This window comes from Nocardia sp. NPDC051981 (assembly GCF_040680715.1).
Taxonomy (GTDB): Bacteria; Actinomycetota; Actinomycetes; order Mycobacteriales; family Mycobacteriaceae; genus Nocardia.
On sequence record NZ_JBFAXK010000039.1, the window covers coordinates 1 to 15,816 of the forward strand.

Sequence of the window (15,816 nt, forward strand, 5' to 3'; positions counted from 1 at the left end):
GGCATGATCGCCACGAGCAGGTTCTTACCCAGCGCCATCTCACCGTTCTCGGTGCACGGACCATCGGCGAGCACATGCCCGGCCTCCACCCGCATCCCCTCGTCCACGATCGGACGCTGGTTGGCGCAGGTGCCCTGGTTCGAACGCTCGAACTTACGCAGCCGGTAGCTGCGGCGAGTGCCATCGTCGTGCATCACGGTGATGAAGTCGGCCGAAACCTCTTCCACCACACCGGGTTTCTCGTTCAGCACGACATCGCCGGAATCGATCGCCGCGCGCATTTCCATACCGGTGCCCACCAGTGGCGCCTCCGAGCGAATCAGCGGCACCGACTGCTTCTGCATGTTCGCGCCCATGAGGGCACGGTTGGCGTCGTCGTGCTCGAGGAACGGAATCATGGCGGTGGCCACCGACACCATCTGGCGAGGTGACACGTCCATGTAGTCGACAGCGGCCGCATGGACCAGCTCGACTTCGGAGTTCTTGCGCCGCACCGCGATTCGATCGGACACGAAGTGCCCCGCCGCATCCAGCGGTTCGTTGGCCTGCGCCACCACGTGCAGGTCTTCCTCGTCGGCGGACAGGTAGTCGATCTCGTCGGTCACCCGGCCGTCGGTCACCCGCCGGTACGGAGTCTCGATGAACCCGAACGGATTGACCCGCGCATACACCGACAGATACCCCATCAGGCCGATATTCGGCCCCTCCGGCGTCTCGATCGGGCACATCCGGCCGTAGTGGCTGTAGTGCACATCGCGCACCTCGAGGCTGGCGCGTTCCCGGTTGAGCCCGCCGGGCCCGAGCGCCGATAACCGCCGCTTGTGGGTGAGGCTCGACAGCGGATTGCGGTGATCCATGAACTGCGAGAACTGCGAGGTGCCGAAGAACTCCCGCAGCGCCGCCACGACCGGCCGGATGTTCAGCAGCGACTGCGGGGTCACGGCCTCGATGTCCTGGGTCGTCATGCGTTCGCGCACCACGCGTTCCATGCGTGACAGGCCCAGCCGTAGCTGGTTCTGGATGAGCTCGCCGACGGTGCGGACCCGGCGATTGCCGAAGTGGTCGATATCGTCGACCTCGACCGGGACCTCGATGCCGCCGGGCGCGGTCATCACCTTCTCGCCCGCGTGCAGCCGCACCAGGTAGTCGATGATGGTGACGAGGTCCTCCTCGGTGAGCACCGGCGAGCCGACCGCCTCGGCCGTGTGGATGCCGAGTTTCTTGTTCACCTTGTAGCGGCCGACGCGGGCCAGGTCGTAGCGCTTCTCCTTGAAGAAGAGGTTCTCCAGCAGCGTTTGCGCGGACTCCTTGGTCGGCGGCTCGCCGGGGCGCAGCTTGCGGTGGATGTCCAGCAGCGCCTCGTCGGTGCCGGGTGTGTTGTCCTTCTCCAGCGAGGTCAGCATGATGCCGGAATGGCCGAAGCGCTCGGCGATCTGCTCGCTGGTCCAGCCGAGCGCCTTGAGCAGGACCGTCACCGGCTGCCTGCGCTTGCGGTCGATCCGGACGCCGACGGTGTCGCGCTTGTCCACGTCGAACTCGAGCCACGCACCGCGGGAGGGGATGACGCGCGCGGAATGCAGTGTCTTCTCGGTGGATTTGTCGATGCTCTCGTCGAAATAGACGCCGGGGGAGCGGATCAGCTGCGAGATGACCACGCGTTCGGTGCCATTGATGACGAAGGTGCCCGTGCCGGTCATCATCGGGAAGTCGCCCAGGAATACCGTCTGGGATTTGATCTCCCCGGTGTTGTGGTTGATGAACTCCGCGGTCACGAAAAGCGGTGCCGCGTAGGTCAGATCCCGGTCCTTGCACTCCTCGATCGAGGTCTTGACGTCCTCGAAGCGGGGTTCGGACAGGGTCAGCGACATGGTTCCCGCGAAGTCCTCGATGGGGCTGATCTCGTCGAGTACCTCCGCCAGCCCGCTGGCGCGCGTGGCGCCGTGCGCGGTCGTCCGGGCGTGCCAATCGGGCGCGCCGATCAGCCAGCCGAACGAATCGGTCTGCACCTGCAGGAGATCCGGAACTGTCAGGGGCTCGGTCACCGTGGCGAACGAAACCCGCTCGGTCTGATTCGAGACTGCCAAAATGCGTCCTTCCAGCACCTCGCGCCGCCCGCGCAGGCGGTCGGTCGCGGTATCTGCTTGTCCTGTGGCCGTAATTCACGCGCACCGGCGCCGGCCGTCCGAAACATGACTCGACAACAACGGGTGGATGAAGCCGCACGCAGACAGCGCGACCTTCCACGGTCATTTCACATTTCGAGAGTCGGACAGCACCCGCCCAAGCGCGAAATCTCAAATTACACCCGAAGTCAACAGATGTCGAGAGGCGCGAAGAAATCGACACCGATATTCCGGCGTCTTCCCATTTCAATAATGACACCGCGGAACGCAATTCGTCAAATCGTTTATCGCCTCCCGTACGCAGCCTCCTGGCCTGCGCGAAAGCGACTGGGCGGCAGCATGTTCGGCTCTGCGCGCCGGGGTGTGGCCGTGCAGGAATTCGTATCCCGCGAGGACCAAGACCGGGTGCGGACCCGAACTCACCGACGTTCTCGTTGCACCGGCCCAGTGGACTGTTCCCGATCGAACTGTGGGTCATGATCCGTGGCCGTGCAGATCCCGGCGACCTTCGATCCTTCGCGGAAGCGATTGTGACAGAGGCCGATTCGGGCCGTGACTTTCGAGAATCCCTTCGACACGCTCCCGTATCGCGGCGACCGGATGTGGGACCACTGCACTGCCTACCGGGGGGACGATGGTCCCCTGCCTCCTCGCCCAGATCCTCGATGGCAGCTGCGGCAGAGTCGAATTGGAAGGCGCCTACCCGGATCCCTGGGCCGGTCGCCGCGCCCGAAACCCCGCCCGACGCCCTCGACCTCGCCGGTCGGTGATTCAGGCCGAACCGGGTAGGTGCATCGCAGCAAGGCGGTGGGGGTCGGCGAGCAGGGTGATGGCGGTGATGCGGTGGCCGGCGACGGCGAGGGACATGACGGATAGCGGGGTGCCGTCCTCGCGCCAGGAGATGTAGCCGGGCAGATTGTCGACGAGGACGGGCTGGTGGCGGGCGACCGCGCCGGAGAAACTGCGTGCGCGCGTGGCTACTTCGGTGGCGCCGAGGGTGACGAACACGCCGCCGGGAGTGTGGACGGTGAGCCGCACCTCGGGGTCGAGGACGCGGAGGAGCGCCTCGAAGTCGCCGCCCACCGCGGCCCGGCGGAACGCTTCGGCCACCGCCCGCTGTTCGCGCCCAGGGGTGGCCGGATGCTCGCCGGCGCCCTGGACCTTCCGGCGAGCGCGGCTGGCGATCATCTTGGTGGCGTCGGCGGATTTGCCGAGGATCCGGCCGATATCGGCGAACGGCACCGCGAACATGTCGTGCAGCACGAACGCCAGGCGCTCGCTGGGGCCGAGCGAGTCCAGGACGACCAGCAGCGCCAGGCCCACCGAATCGGCCAGGGCGACATACTCTTCCGGTTCGGCGGTCCAGTCGTCGGCGGTGACGACGAACTCCGGCACGCCGTCGTAGGACGACTCCTGCCGGGCCTGGCGCGAGCGCAACAGATCCAGGCTGATCCGGCCGACGACCGTGGTGAGCCAGCCCGCGAGGTTGTCGATGGCGGCGGCGTCCTGGCGGGCCAGCCGCATCCAGGCCTCCTGCACCACGTCCTCCGCATCGGCGTGCGAGCCCAGGACGCGGTACGCGACCGCCCGCAGCCGATCGCGCTGTGCCTCGAAGGCCGCGGCCACCGGGTCCGTCGAGCCGGATCCGGCCATGGCTACCGTCCCCGCCGCTGTTGCCGCAGTGAGATCCGGTTCCCGTCCGGGTCCACTGCCTCGATGCGCACCCCGAACGGATACTCCACCGGTTCCGGATCGCTGAACGTCACGCCCCGCTCCCGCATCACCTCGAAGTCCTTCCACAGATTGTCCGATTCGAGAATGAGCGGCCCGGGCGCGACCAGCTCCGGCCCACCGGACGGCTGTCCGGCAGCCTCCGGAAGCTGCCACAGAATGATCTCCACGGGACTCCTGGATGCCTTGACTGTCAGGAACCGCCCATCGGGCCCGGCATAGTCCACCTGCTTCTCCAGACCGAGCGCTTCGGTGTAGAACTGCAGCGCACGGTCCTGATCGGCCACGTAGACGGTCACATACAAGATGTTCGACAGCACCCTGTCCTCCATTCGTCGGCTCGGCGACCCGGTCGTTGTCGGTCGCCAACCCTTATGACGCGGGCCGCCGCGGGAAGGTAACCGCGGTTTGGATAACAAAACGGGCGAATCGCGGCAAAGTTGCAGCAAATGTGCGATCGGGGCGAATAGCGTCGGAGACCTGGTCTGCCGCTTCGCCCGCGGCGCCCACTAGGAGGAGGACCCGGTGACCGAGCCATCCAAACCCTCACTGCTGTCGAAGATCTCGATGAAGCAGTGGATCGCCATCGTCCTCACCGTGCTGGCGGTGATCTTCATCGCGGAGAACCGGCACCGGGTGGACATCGAATTCCTGCTGATGACCATCCGTTCGTCGATGTGGCTGGTGCTGCTGGCGACCTTCGCCATCGGCTGGGTCGTGGGCGTCCTGACCATGCGATCCCGTCGCTGAGACGGCCCATTCTCGTGCTTCTTCTTCGGTCCGTGGCGGAAAATACCTTGCGCGGACCGCGATTCGGTCTGCTAGCCTGCTGCCTACCGTGACATCAGGCGAGGAGGTGAGACCCATGAACACAGTACCGATGTGGGGGCTCCCTCTCGTCGTCACGGATTGGCGAACGCTGTAGTTGTCGCCGGGAGCGCCTGCCCGACAAGGCAATCCCGAAAGGTGACGACGATGAATACTTCGGATATCTCTTCGCGTGCGGGCGATTCCGCCGCGATCACCCGGGTCGCGCTGACCCGATGGCAAGCCGTGGAGAACGACCTGGTGGTCGGGTGCGGCGATATTTCGACACGACCCGATGGACGGCTGTTCGTCAGCATCGACGCCTGGCACGACGCGGTGTTCGAGCAACTCGCGGCCGCGATGCTCCCCACCCTGCGCAGGCCACTGCATACCGTGGTCGACGAGAACGACGCCGACCTGCTGTCCCGGTGGACGCGAGCCGGTTTCACGACTCGGCGCCGGGAATGGGAGTACCTGATCCCCACCGATCCCGCCGGCACCGGGCTGCATGCCGTCCTCCCGCCACCGGACATCACGATCGTGCCGGCCGGGCGCGCGGTGGAGGAACCGTTGCGCGCCGTGGACCGGGTGATCCGCGACGAGGTGGCGGCGGCGGTCGGCTGGCAGGAGATGCCGGCCGAGATCCTGGGTGGGTACGACGGTGACACCATCGTGGACCGGTCGAAATACGTGGCGGCGGCCCAGGCCGACCGCTACGTGGGCCTGCTCCGCGTGGTGCAGGTGACCCGGCTACCGCGGATCGGACTGCTCGCGGTCCGGGCCGGCCAGCAGCGCCGCGGCATCGCCCGCGCAATGCTGGCCCACACCCTGTCCACGCTGCACCACCGCGGCATCGCCACCGCCTCGGCCGAGGTGAACGAATCCAACGTGGCGGCTACCGCACTGTTCGACGGCATCGGCGCCCGGCGCGTGAACAGCAACCTGGAACTGGTGCTGCGATGACCAAGACCGGGAAGGGAATAGAAATCGAGGGCACCGTCGTCGAATGCCTGCGCAATGCCACCTTCACGGTGGAACTGCCCAATGGGCATCAGGTCCTCGCGCACATCAGCGGCAAGATCCGGAAGAACTACATCAAGATCCTCCCGGCCGACCGCGTCCTCGTGGAACTGAGCCCCTACGACCTCACCCGCGGCCGAATTCTGTTCCGGTACAGGACGTAACGGGCACGGGCGGCGGCTCCCGGTAAAGAGCTGTCGAAACCGAAGTCGGAGGGCCCAGCCGCCGGATGGGTGGCTGGGCCCTCCGACCGTGGGTTCAGGCGTCGGGACGCCGAGGGCGCAGCGATATTCGCCGCGGGCCGCCGCTTCGACCTGGTGGCGACCAGCGCCAATGGCCAGCCCGCGTTCGGAGCCTATCTGCGCGGACCCGACGGCATCGCCCACGGCATCGGCCTCTCCGTCCTGACCCTCGCCGGTGACCGGATCAGCGGGCTGACCAGGTTCGACACCGCCGTACTCCCGCGCTTCGGGCCGCCCCGATCACTGCCGAACCGCTAGCGGGGCCGCCTATTTCAGGCGGTAGGTGTCGAGCGCGTTGGCCCGGTAGAAGAACTCCGCCTCCTGATCGGTGGCGTCGGTGGTGACGATGTGGTCGATCGCCGAGACCAGCTCGGTGTAGGTCCCGGCCAGCGAATCCACCGGCATGTTGGACGCGAACATCAGCCGCCGCCACCCCCACAGCGCCACACTCGATTCCAGCCAGTACTCGAGCGACGGCCACGCCAGATCGCGGCAGATGAGCCCGAACCCCGAGAGCTTACACAGCCACTGAGTCTCCTTGGCCGCCAAGGAGATCGCATTGTGCCAGGCGGAGCGGGCCTCGGCGGAATGTCCCTGTGGGAACCCCAGGTGCTCGAGCACCACCCGCAGGTCTGGATACCCGGCCAGGAAGTCGATCCAGTCGAGAATCTCGCCGGGCTCGGTCACCAGGTCGAAGACCGCGTCGTGCTCCTGCAGCCAGCTCGCGAGGGCATCCGCCGCAGGCGTATTCGGCGACAGCCCTTCGAAAACCCGTACCCCGCGGAACCGCTCGGTGCGGGCCTGCTCGTCGAGATGCGCGATCAGCTCGGTCGTCGGCAGGGTGGGATCGACCGCCCCGACGATCGCGAACGGCCGCGAGCCGGCCGCGGCAATGCTGTCCACCCAACGGGTTTCGTCCAGATAGGCCTGCGGCGCGGTGGTGGCCGACACATGCACCAGCCCGGCCACCTCGATCGAGCCCAGCCCCCGATCGAAGTCGGCCGGAAGAAAGTTCTGCGCGATGTCGGGTCGTCCGGCGGCGGCGAATCTCGCCAGGCCCGGATACCAGGCATGCGCACCGGTGTCCCACAGGTGCATATGGGCGTCGACGAGGGGGAGAGAGGGCATGTGGGCAACTCCTACTGCATGGTGATGCCGCCGCTGACGCTGATCAGCTGGCCGGTGACGTAGCTGGCTTCCGGGCTTGCCAGCCATGCGATGAGGGAGGCTACTTCGTCCGGTCGGCCCAGGCGTTTGAGGGGGATGGATTTTTCGAGGGCGGTGAGGGTTTCGGGGTGACCGGCCATGGTGCGGGCGACCATGCGGCCCTCCAGCGGTCCGGGGCAGACCACGTTGACGGTGACGCCGTCGCGGGCCACCTCCCGGGCGAGGGACTTGGCGAAACCGAACAGGCCGGATTTGGATGCGGCGTAGACGGTTTCACCGAAGGCGCCGGCTCGCGCGCCGTCGGAGGCGACGAACACGATCCGGGCGGCCTCGGCGTCGAGCATGCCGGGCAGCAGCAGCTGGGTCAGGCGCATGGGCCCGCGCAGATTCACCTGGAACATGAGGTCCCAGGCGAGGGTTCCGCTGTCCAGGAACTGTTCCACGACGGCGACTCCGGCACAGTGCACCACCGCCGAGACCCGCCCGCCGACCGCCCGGGCGGCCGCTTCGATGCTCTCCGCGCTCGTCAGATCCAGTTCCAGCGCAGTGGCTTCCGCCCCCAGCTCCGCCGCACACGCACGCGCACCCTCGGCATCGACATCCGCGACCCACACGGGCCGTCCGGCGTCCACCAGTCGCCGCGCCACCGCGCGCCCGACATCCCCTGCCCCACCGGTCACCAGCGCGCCGGATGCCGCTCCGACACCACCCACTGCCTCACCCTGTTCCGCTCTTCTCGAATCCGTTCGGATTCAATGAATAGTCGGTCAGCGGGAATTGCGCGACACTATGTCCGCGATTCGGCCGCGGAAGGCCTCGGGGGAGAAGGTGACGGCGTGCTTGCGGATGGTTTCGGGGTGATAGCCGGCCGGGTCGAAATCGCGCATCACCCGTGCGAATCCGGCCACCACCGAATCATCGGAACCGGTCGGAATGTGTTCGCCGGAGATCCCGGGCACGACGGTGTCGAGGGCCCCGCCCGCACCGACGGCGAGCACCGGTGCGCCACAGGCCATGGCCTCCACCGGGACGATGCCGAAATCCTCCACGCCGGGCATGAGCAGCGCCCGGCAGCGGCGGTACATGTCCCGCAGCACCTCGTCGGAGGCCGCGCCCAGGAAGGTGGACTCCGGGCCCGCCAGCGCCTCCAGCTGACGGCGATAGCGGCCGTCGCCGAGGATCACCAGGCGCACCCCGGCCGCGCGGGCGGCACGAATGGCGAGATCGGGGCGCTTGTAGGGCACCAGCCGGCCCGCGAACAGGAAGAAGTCCTCCCGGTCGATGTGCGGATCGGGGGAGAAACGGTCCACGCGCACAGGCGGATTCACCACCGACGCGGGCAATCCCCACCAGTCCCGCACCCGATCGGCCACCGCCTGCGAGTTCGCCACCACGTGCGCGAGCCGCGGCGCGGCCCGCAGTTCGTTGCGCCGGGCCAGCGCGCCCAGCGCCATCAGAATGGCCTGCCCCGCCCGTCCTCCGGCCTCCCGCGCCCGGAACGCGCTGTCCCAGGCCCACCGGGCCGGGCTGTGCACATAGGCGATCACCGGTGCGGTGGTGGCGAAGACCGCCTGGGTCGCGAAGGCGTGATGGCTCACCACCACCGCGTCGTACTCGCCGTCGAGTGGAAGACTGCGCAGCGTCCCCGGCACGAAGGGCAGCAGCGGCGCGTGCGACCGCCGCCCGCTCGCCGAGTAGGCGCGCGACAGCCAGGTGTCGTACACGAGTCCGGCTGCCGCCGAGCCCTTTTCGATCGAGGGCCCTACCGCCGCCAAGAGTGCGCGCGTGCACTCCGCGTCGGCGATGGGCGCGAAAACCGGTGCGCCGGGCCAGGTTTTCATGAACTCGGCGACCACGGCCTCGGAGCCGCCGTATTCGGTGAATCGCTCGTGGACGAGGGCGATCCGGGGTGCGGACATCACAGCTCCTGGGTACTGCACGAGACTGGGTTACGGTGCGAGACTGGGTTACCGCGCGAGACGACGCGGTGCCGCCGTGCGCCGCAGCGCCGGAGCCACCGGCCGTCCGGCGAGCAGGCCGTCCACCGTGCCCTGTTCGAGGGCCTCCTGGTAGGTCTTGGCCGCCGACTGGCAGGCTTCGATGGTCTGGTCGATATCGGCGTCGGTGTGCGCGGCCGAGTTCACGAACGACTGCCCCAGCACACCCCGGTCCAGCAGCTCCTGCAGGAACAGCGTCCGATAGGGCTGGGAGGGAACGCCTTCCGGGTCCCGGGTGAGGAACACCAGGCAGGACGGCCGGCCCGCCACCTCGAGATGATCACCGATACCGAGGTCCGCGGCAATGGCATTGACCCCGGCGGCCAGGCGGCGGCCGGATTCCTCCATATGCGCCACCGGATCGGTGTCGCGGTAGGTCTGCACGACGGCCCGGAAGGCGGCCAGGGACGCGGTTTCCGGTCCGTGGGTGGTCGACAGCAGGAAGACCCGGTCCGTGTCGGTGCGCAGCCCGCCCAGCTCCATGTACTCGCGTTTGCCGGCCAGCGCCGAGAGCGGGAACCCGTTGGCCATGGCCTTGCCCCAGCACGACAGGTCGGGCGTCACACCGTAGATCCGCTGCGCCCCGCCGGCGGACCAGCGGAACCCGGTGATCATCTCGTCGAAGACCAGCAGCGCGCCGTACCGGTCGCACAGCGCGCGTACGCCTTCCAGGAAGCCCGGCGCGGGTTCGGCCAGGGCCGTGGCCTGTTCGAGGATCACGCACGCGATCGCGGTGCGGCGCAGTGCCGTTTCCAGCGATGCCAGGTCGTTGTAACGGAATCGCACCGTCGGGACCGCCGGTATCCCCGCGTTCATCTCGGTGGTGCCGATGAACCAGTCGTCGACCGAGAAGAACGGCTGCTCGCAGATCGCCACCGCCTCCCGCCCGGTCACCGCGCGCGCCAGCCGCACGGCGGCCGTCGTGGTGTCGGAGCCGTTCTTGGCGAACTTCACCATGTCCGCGCCCGGCACCAGGCTCAGGAAATCCTGGGCCGCCAACAGTTCCAGCTCGGTCGGCCGGGAGAAGTTGACTCCGTCGGCGATGGTCCGGGCCACCGCCTCGACCACCGGCGCGAATCCGTGGCCGAGGGTCACCGAGCGCAGCCCCATACCGTACTCGACATACTCGTTGCCGTCCGCGTCCCACACCCGGGCGCCCTTGCCGCGCACCAGGATCGGGGCCATGGCCTCCGGATACTGGTCCGCGCCGCGCGCGTAGGTGTGCGCACCACCCGGGACCAGATCGTGCAGGCGCGCCTGCAGGGCGGCGCTGCGCCGGTAGTCACGCATGATCGGCACCCCCGGCGGTGACGGCCCACAGTTCGTGGTCGCCGCGGTGCCCGTCGAGTCCGGTGTAGCTGCGCATGGTTCCCTCCTTGTGCAGTCCCGCCGAGGCGGCGACCACGGCCGATGCGGTATCCCCGGCCGCGACGGCCGTGTATACGCGGAATAGTCCGAGCCGGTCGAAGGCGTATGCCAGCAGGGCCCGGGTTGCCGCCAGGCGGACTCCGTCGTCGGCGTGGGCGGGATCGGCCCAGATGTGCATCCGGGCATTGCGATCGAACATGTCGAGGTCGAACAGCCGAGCCTCCCCGGCGTAGGCGCCCGCGGCGTCGAGGACGAGCAGCAGACCGGCGGGGGAGCGCACTCCCGCTGTGCTGCGAGCGAATTCGCGCCACCAGCACGGACCGGTGCTATCGGTTCCGTCGGTCGCTTGGGGCGCCCCGTTACGCCGGGCGGTCGCGCGGGCCGGGCCGTCGGAGGGCCGCGGGCTGCGCAGCGCCACCCGGTCGTACCCGGTCAGCCGGAGCGTGACGGGCCGGGTGGGCAGCGCCTGCCGCGCAGCCCGCCACAGCTGGCCCCCGCGATACCGGGCCAGGACCCCGAAAATTGTTGCTGTACCGGGTATTCCGTTCGCCTCCGGTGCTCCGGTGGGTTCGTCCGGGGGCGGGGTTCGATGCTCGAGCGTGCGCTCGGTCCACATCTCGGTGAATCCCTTGGGCGGAATCTCGGCCCGCGTCATCGACCACAGATCGTGATCGGTCCGCGCCCCGCCCACATCGAAGTGCAGCCGCATGCGCCCCTCGCGCACGAACCCGATCTGCACCGCACCACTGGTAGCGGCCGCGTTCCCCGGCGAGATGGGCGCATTGATGCGCTCCAGCCCCAGCACCTCGAAGCTGAAGTCGAGGATCAGTCCCGCCGCGATCCCGCCGAATCCGTGCCGCCCCATCCGGGCGTCGATCCAGATTCCCATCTCGCCCTGCCGGGCCTGCTGATCGATATTGCCGATCTCCACCTGCCCGGCGAAGCGCCCGTCGATCTCGATCACAGTGGCGACCCGACGCCCGGAGCGGGCATTGGTCGCCGCCTCCAGACATTCACGCACCCAGGCCTTCTCGCTGTGCCGGGTGTCCCAGTCCAGCGGCGAGGTGTGCCAGAACGGTTCCAGGAGTTCACGATTGCGCAGCCGCAGCCGCCGCCACTCCTGGTAGTCGGCGAAGCGCGGCAGCCGCAGCAGCAGGGTGCTGCCGTGCAGCCGCGCCGGGCCCAGTCGCGGTCGTGCCCCCGCGCCGCTCACGAGTGCGGTCGCTGCTTGCCCAGCGACGAGGTCTTGATCGCACCGTCCGTGCCCACCGACAGCCGCCAATAGGCGCCCGCCGAATCCTTCAACACGATTCCCCCTTCGCTGTGATCGGAAATATAAGCCCCACTGTTCAATACGGCCGACAGTACGGTTCCGTCCCGGTCCTGGACCTGGAAGATGTCGGCATCGGGCTGACTCGCCTGCGCCACCGTGGTCCCGGCGAAGCGCGCGCCGTGGATGGCCCCGCGCCCGATCACGTGCCAGCCGTCCGGGAACGACCTGGGATCCACGTCCTGGTAGGACCCGGAGATGAGGTTGACGGCCGTGCCCTCCGCTACGCCCTTGGGATCCACCCGCACCTCGATGGGCGGCGCGTCCAGATCCGGATCGAACTGCACATTGGCCAGATACGGCTGGCGGCAGTGGATCAGGTCCAGGCACACCTTGCGCGCGGCCACCTTGCAGTTGACCAGACCGAACTGGGCGGGCCCGCCGGCCGGTCCGCCGATGGACAGCGCGGTATCGGCCCCTTCGAACCACACGTTGGTCAGCCACCAGTCGTTCGCGGGGCCGTCCACCACCAGGTGCTTGTCGGTGGTCCTGGGATCGTTGTCGGACACGAATTCGACATTGGCCAAGGCCAATCCGGCATTGTGGTCGCCGCCGGTGCCGAGCACCCCGATGTGATTGTTGGTGAGTTTCGAGGACGTCAGGTAGTTCTGGATGCACGAGGTGACGATCCCGAACCCGAAATTATTGATATCGGAATTGATGACGGTCGTGCCCCCGGTGTTCTGATCCAGCACCAGCCCCCGCTGGTCCAGGAATCGGGGCGCGTTGTCGCTGAGATGATTGCCGCGCAGCACCACCGAATCGAAGGTGCAGCGGAAGCACTCCGATAGCCGCATCGCGGTGGCCCTGGGCCCGGAGAAGTAGAAACCGAGCCGCGAGAAGCGAACCCGCTGCTTGCGCTGCAGTGCGATGAAGGTGTCATCGCCCTCGTAGTTGATGGTGGTGACATCGGCCCCGTCGCCCAGCACCGTCGCGTAGTCGGCGAGCGCCGGAAACTTCTTCAGCGTGTACTGCCCGGCCGGGATGTAGAGCACCAGCGGCTTGTCGCTGACCGCGGCGGCCTTGGCGAAGGCGTCGGTGTCGTCGGCCTTCCCGTCCCCGACCGCGCCGAAGTCCTTCACATTCCGGGCCGACGGCTGATCGGTCACCTGCGGCGAACGGAATTCCGTTGCGCCGGAATCGGTTTTCGCGCACGCCGCCGCGACCGGCAGGATGGCCGCCGCCCCGAGTCCGGCGGCCAGCAGCCGCCGGCGGCGCACGGCGGCGTCCGATCGGTTGTCCGTTGTCCCCCCGTCCTCCTCGATCACCGTTTCACCAGATCGAGCGGATGTTTGACGAGTTCGCCGACGCTGCGATGCGTCCGCGAGAAGACGACCGTGCCGATCATTCGCTTGTTGTCGTGGCCGAAGGTGGCCAGCGCCCCGCGCACCTGGTTGGAGGTGGTCTGCCCGAGCTCGATCACGCCGATCGTGGCGTCCACGCGCCGTGCCAGCGCGATGGCGTCGGCGGCCGCGGTGACGGGTGCGGCCTCCACCACGATGTGGTCGAATTCGCTGCGCAGCTTGGACATGATGTCGCTGAACCGCTCGGAGTCCAGCAGGTCGGGGGTGCGGAAATCCATGCCGCCCAGCGGCAGCACAGTGATCCCCACCTCCGGCCAGGCCATCACGAACCCTGCGGGAGTCGCGTTGTTGCGCAACAGTTCCGACAGTCCCGCCGCCGCGGCCGCCGGACTGCGCCGGGACGAGCCGTGCCCGGTGGTATCGGCGTCCACCAGCACCACCCGCGCGCCGGTATCGGCGAAGGTGCGGGCCAGCCCGATCGCCACATCCGGTTCGGAATGCGGCGACAGCGAGGTCAGCAGCAGGCTGACCAGCCCGGGATCCTCGGTGAGCCGGGTGCGCAGCCGGCGCAGCTCGCCCGCCGCTCCGGGCCGCCCGTCGTCGACGACGCCCAGAATCGGCACGGGCAGAAAGGCTTCCAGCTCGGTGGAGGTACGGACTCGCCTGTCGAGTTTGTCGCGCAGGACCGCCGCGCCCAGGCCGACCATCAGTCCGGCCAGCACGCCGAGCATGTAGTAGCGCTTCTTCTGCGGTCCGCTGGGCTGGCTGGGCGTCTGGGCCTTGTCGATGACCTCCGCGCGGGCGGCGGGCGCGGCGTCGCTCTGGGTGACCTCGAGCCGGGCGACCAGCGCCCGGAACTGGGAGACCACCTCGTCGGCCAGGGTGCGCGCCCCGGCGGCGGTGGAGTCCTTCACCGTGATGATGATGATCGTGGTGGCCGGCGGCGAGACCGCGGTGATGCGGCCGCGCAGGTCGTTCACCGAACTCTTCAGGCCCAGCTGATCGTGCACGTAGGTGGCGACGGTGACGCTGGTGGCCAGATCCACGTACGAGCGCACGCGCTGCTGCGCGGCCAGTCCGCCCTGATAGGAGTCGTTGACCGAGGTCCCGGTGGCCATGGACACGTACACCGAACTGGACGCGGTGTATTCGGTTGGCAGGGTGCTCGCGTATCCGTACGCCGCCCCCGTACAGATCACCACCGCGACCACGATTATGGGCCAGCGCCGCCGCAGCAGCCGCCAGTAGTCGATCAAACCCATTGCGCTGTCCTCGTTTTCCCGGATGGAATCGGTGCCCCCTGCAGCTGCTCCATCCGTCTTCGGAATTCACCAACAAACAGATACGCCAGCCATGCCAGCACCACGGCCTGCAGATACTTGCCGAGCATCTCGACGGTGCCGAGGATGCCGCGCTCGAACAGGACCGGGACCTCGATCACCGACAGGCCCAGGATCGCCATGGCCAGGTACCTGCTGTAGAGAGCCCGGATCCAGATCAGCAGCAGTACGAACGTGATCGTGACCCCCACCGCGACACCGATGTAGCCGCCCAGCACATAGCCCTCGTTGATATTGCCCTCCGCCAGGGACACTTCCACCGTCGACATGTCCACCGAGCGTCCGCGCACCTGCTCGGCCCAGGCGGCGCCGGACCGGAACTTCTCCGCGCCCAGCAGCTGCGTGGGAATCAGGCTCTGCACGGCGTGCTGCGCCACCTGACTCGGCGTCAGCCAGGAACTCGGCCCGGCGAACCAGGAGTCGGTGGCGGCCTCGAGCAGGTCGAAACGGCGCAGCATGCTCAGGAAGGGGTGCACCACCGTCGGATACTGCGCATCCACCTGCGCCGCTTCGGCTTTGGCGGCGGCATCGGTCTTGAGCGACTGCAGCCGGCCGAAGCCGCCGATGGCCAGGCCGGTGATGCTCAGCACGCCGACCACCTTCACGCGCGTCCAGCCGGTCATGGCGAAGCGCACGGCGATGGCCAGCGCCGCGCCCATGATCGGGGTCTTGGACTGCACGGTGGCGGTCCACACCAGTTCGCCGCAGGTGAGCGCGCCGACGACCAGTGCGGTGGTGCGGCCGGACTCGTTGCGGTAGAACACGATCAGGCCGACCGCGCCCAGCGTGGCGAGAATGGTGACCAGGTTGATGAGCGGGTTCGGGCTCTCCAGTTCGCCCGCCTTGTCGGTGGTGCCGGTGGCGTAGGCCGCCAGCCGGCCCAGGGTGCCGACGCCGTAGAGCAGGAACAGGGTCTGGGTGAAGATGGGCTCGCCCGCGAAAGGAGCTACGCGCGGCATGGTTTCGCGTGGGCGCAGCCGCACGCAGAGCACGTAGCCGATGATCAGCGCGGCGTAGACCCAGAGTCCGAAGATGACCGGTTGCAGCACCGCGGCGATGCCGCCGTCGTAGCCGTATTCGTAGAGCCGCGGATCGGGCACGTTGTCGCCGTAACTGGGGATGGGCTGCACCCACAGCAGCACCACCGGCCGCGCGATATACGACAGCGACCAGTGCGCGGTCTGTGCGATCAGGAACACCCGGGCCACACCGGGCAGGAACATCGCGGCCACGACGATCGTCACCAGCGCGGCGGCGACGAGGAATACAGCGAATTGTGCGGAGGCCATCACTCTCCCATCACCCGTATGTCCGCGCCGCGGGCCGGGGCGTTACCCGTTGGCGCGGCCGTTCTTTTCGCTGTCGGCGCGGCAGATCCGTTGCGCCG

15 protein-coding genes are annotated in these 15,816 nt (G+C 68.2%); 4 read left to right on the forward strand and 11 right to left on the reverse strand.

Annotated elements, in window-relative coordinates:
• The 3 genes from AB0L60_RS39075 to AB0L60_RS39085 all read right to left on the reverse strand — a co-directional run.
• Positions 1-2,102: DNA-directed RNA polymerase subunit beta (locus tag AB0L60_RS39075; protein WP_364624925.1), on the reverse strand; the 2,102-nt coding region annotated here is incomplete at its 3' end.
• A 792-nt stretch (positions 2,103-2,894) separates the two neighbouring features.
• On the reverse strand, positions 2,895-3,776 hold the full coding sequence (locus AB0L60_RS39080) for a sigma-70 family RNA polymerase sigma factor (protein WP_364624927.1): 882 nt from the start codon (positions 3,774-3,776) through the stop codon (positions 2,895-2,897).
• 2 nt (positions 3,777-3,778) lie between these two features.
• Positions 3,779-4,174 (reverse strand): VOC family protein, encoded by a 396-nt coding sequence (locus AB0L60_RS39085; protein WP_364624929.1) that lies wholly within the window; start codon positions 4,172-4,174, stop codon positions 3,779-3,781.
• A 205-nt stretch (positions 4,175-4,379) separates the two neighbouring features.
• Between AB0L60_RS39085 and AB0L60_RS39090 the strand changes: the two genes are divergently transcribed.
• The 4 genes from AB0L60_RS39090 (at position 4,380) to AB0L60_RS39105 (ending at position 6,181) form a co-directional block, all read left to right on the forward strand.
• A complete protein-coding gene (locus AB0L60_RS39090; protein ID WP_364624931.1) occupies positions 4,380-4,604 on the forward strand; it encodes a hypothetical protein in 225 nt (74 codons plus the stop codon).
• Between the two features lie 225 nt (positions 4,605-4,829).
• Positions 4,830-5,624, forward strand: coding sequence for a GNAT family N-acetyltransferase (locus AB0L60_RS39095; RefSeq protein WP_364624933.1), 795 nt, complete (start codon positions 4,830-4,832; stop codon positions 5,622-5,624).
• Positions 5,621-5,845, forward strand: a complete 225-nt coding sequence (gene infA / locus AB0L60_RS39100) for a translation initiation factor IF-1 (protein WP_356996338.1) — start codon at positions 5,621-5,623, stop codon at positions 5,843-5,845. The genes AB0L60_RS39095 and infA overlap by 4 nt, the downstream gene beginning before the upstream one ends.
• 69 nt (positions 5,846-5,914) lie before the next feature.
• The gene (locus AB0L60_RS39105) at positions 5,915-6,181 is read left to right on the forward strand and encodes a hypothetical protein (RefSeq protein ID WP_364624935.1); all 267 of its coding nucleotides are present in this window, start codon (positions 5,915-5,917) and stop codon (positions 6,179-6,181) included.
• 9 nt (positions 6,182-6,190) lie between these two features.
• Here AB0L60_RS39105 and AB0L60_RS39110 read toward each other — a convergent pair whose 3' ends face one another.
• Genes AB0L60_RS39110 through AB0L60_RS39145 form a run of 8 tightly spaced genes read right to left on the reverse strand, consistent with a single transcriptional unit; the run spans position 6,191 to position 15,718 of the window.
• On the reverse strand, positions 6,191-7,051 hold the full coding sequence (locus AB0L60_RS39110) for an amidohydrolase family protein (protein WP_364624937.1): 861 nt from the start codon (positions 7,049-7,051) through the stop codon (positions 6,191-6,193).
• 11 nt (positions 7,052-7,062) lie between these two features.
• On the reverse strand, positions 7,063-7,803 hold the full coding sequence (locus AB0L60_RS39115) for an SDR family NAD(P)-dependent oxidoreductase (RefSeq protein ID WP_364624939.1): 741 nt from the start codon (positions 7,801-7,803) through the stop codon (positions 7,063-7,065).
• Positions 7,804-7,857: 54 nt separating this feature from the next.
• Positions 7,858-9,009 carry a glycosyltransferase gene (locus AB0L60_RS39120; RefSeq protein ID WP_364624941.1) on the reverse strand — a complete coding sequence of 384 codons (1,152 nt, stop codon included), beginning with the start codon at positions 9,007-9,009 and terminating at the stop codon, positions 7,858-7,860.
• Positions 9,010-9,057: 48 nt separating this feature from the next.
• On the reverse strand, positions 9,058-10,377 hold the full coding sequence (locus tag AB0L60_RS39125) for a glutamate-1-semialdehyde 2,1-aminomutase (RefSeq protein ID WP_364624943.1): 1,320 nt from the start codon (positions 10,375-10,377) through the stop codon (positions 9,058-9,060).
• Positions 10,370-11,668, reverse strand: coding sequence for a GNAT family protein (locus AB0L60_RS39130; protein ID WP_364624945.1), 1,299 nt, complete (start codon positions 11,666-11,668; stop codon positions 10,370-10,372). Before AB0L60_RS39130 ends, AB0L60_RS39125 begins: the two co-directional genes overlap by 8 nt.
• Positions 11,665-13,050 carry a glycosyl hydrolase family 28-related protein gene (locus AB0L60_RS39135; RefSeq protein ID WP_364625025.1) on the reverse strand — a complete coding sequence of 462 codons (1,386 nt, stop codon included), beginning with the start codon at positions 13,048-13,050 and terminating at the stop codon, positions 11,665-11,667. The genes AB0L60_RS39130 and AB0L60_RS39135 overlap by 4 nt, the downstream gene beginning before the upstream one ends.
• Entirely contained in the window at positions 13,050-14,351 is a 1,302-nt protein-coding gene (locus AB0L60_RS39140; protein ID WP_364624947.1) for a Wzz/FepE/Etk N-terminal domain-containing protein, read from the reverse strand. Before AB0L60_RS39140 ends, AB0L60_RS39135 begins: the two co-directional genes overlap by 1 nt.
• Positions 14,342-15,718: a hypothetical protein gene (locus AB0L60_RS39145; protein WP_364624949.1), complete on the reverse strand. Its 1,377-nt coding sequence runs from the start codon at positions 15,716-15,718 to the stop codon at positions 14,342-14,344. Before AB0L60_RS39145 ends, AB0L60_RS39140 begins: the two co-directional genes overlap by 10 nt.
• Positions 15,719-15,816 lie beyond the last annotated feature (98 nt).

Bases quoted from the DNA above. Each gene is read 5' to 3' on its own strand.
- AB0L60_RS39080 (WP_364624927.1), bottom strand. From the start codon at position 3,776: ATGGCCGGATCCGGCTCGACGGACCCGGTGGCCGCGGCCTTCGAGGCA.
- AB0L60_RS39095 (WP_364624933.1), top strand. From the start codon at position 4,830: ATGAATACTTCGGATATCTCTTCGCGTGCGGGCGATTCCGCCGCGATC.
- infA (WP_356996338.1), top strand. From the start codon at position 5,621: ATGACCAAGACCGGGAAGGGAATAGAAATCGAGGGCACCGTCGTCGAA.
- AB0L60_RS39110 (WP_364624937.1), bottom strand. From the start codon at position 7,051: ATGCCCTCTCTCCCCCTCGTCGACGCCCATATGCACCTGTGGGACACC.
- AB0L60_RS39120 (WP_364624941.1), bottom strand. From the start codon at position 9,009: ATGTCCGCACCCCGGATCGCCCTCGTCCACGAGCGATTCACCGAATAC.
- AB0L60_RS39125 (WP_364624943.1), bottom strand. From the start codon at position 10,377: ATGCGTGACTACCGGCGCAGCGCCGCCCTGCAGGCGCGCCTGCACGAT.
- AB0L60_RS39140 (WP_364624947.1), bottom strand. From the start codon at position 14,351: ATGGGTTTGATCGACTACTGGCGGCTGCTGCGGCGGCGCTGGCCCATA.
- AB0L60_RS39145 (WP_364624949.1), bottom strand. From the start codon at position 15,718: ATGGCCTCCGCACAATTCGCTGTATTCCTCGTCGCCGCCGCGCTGGTG.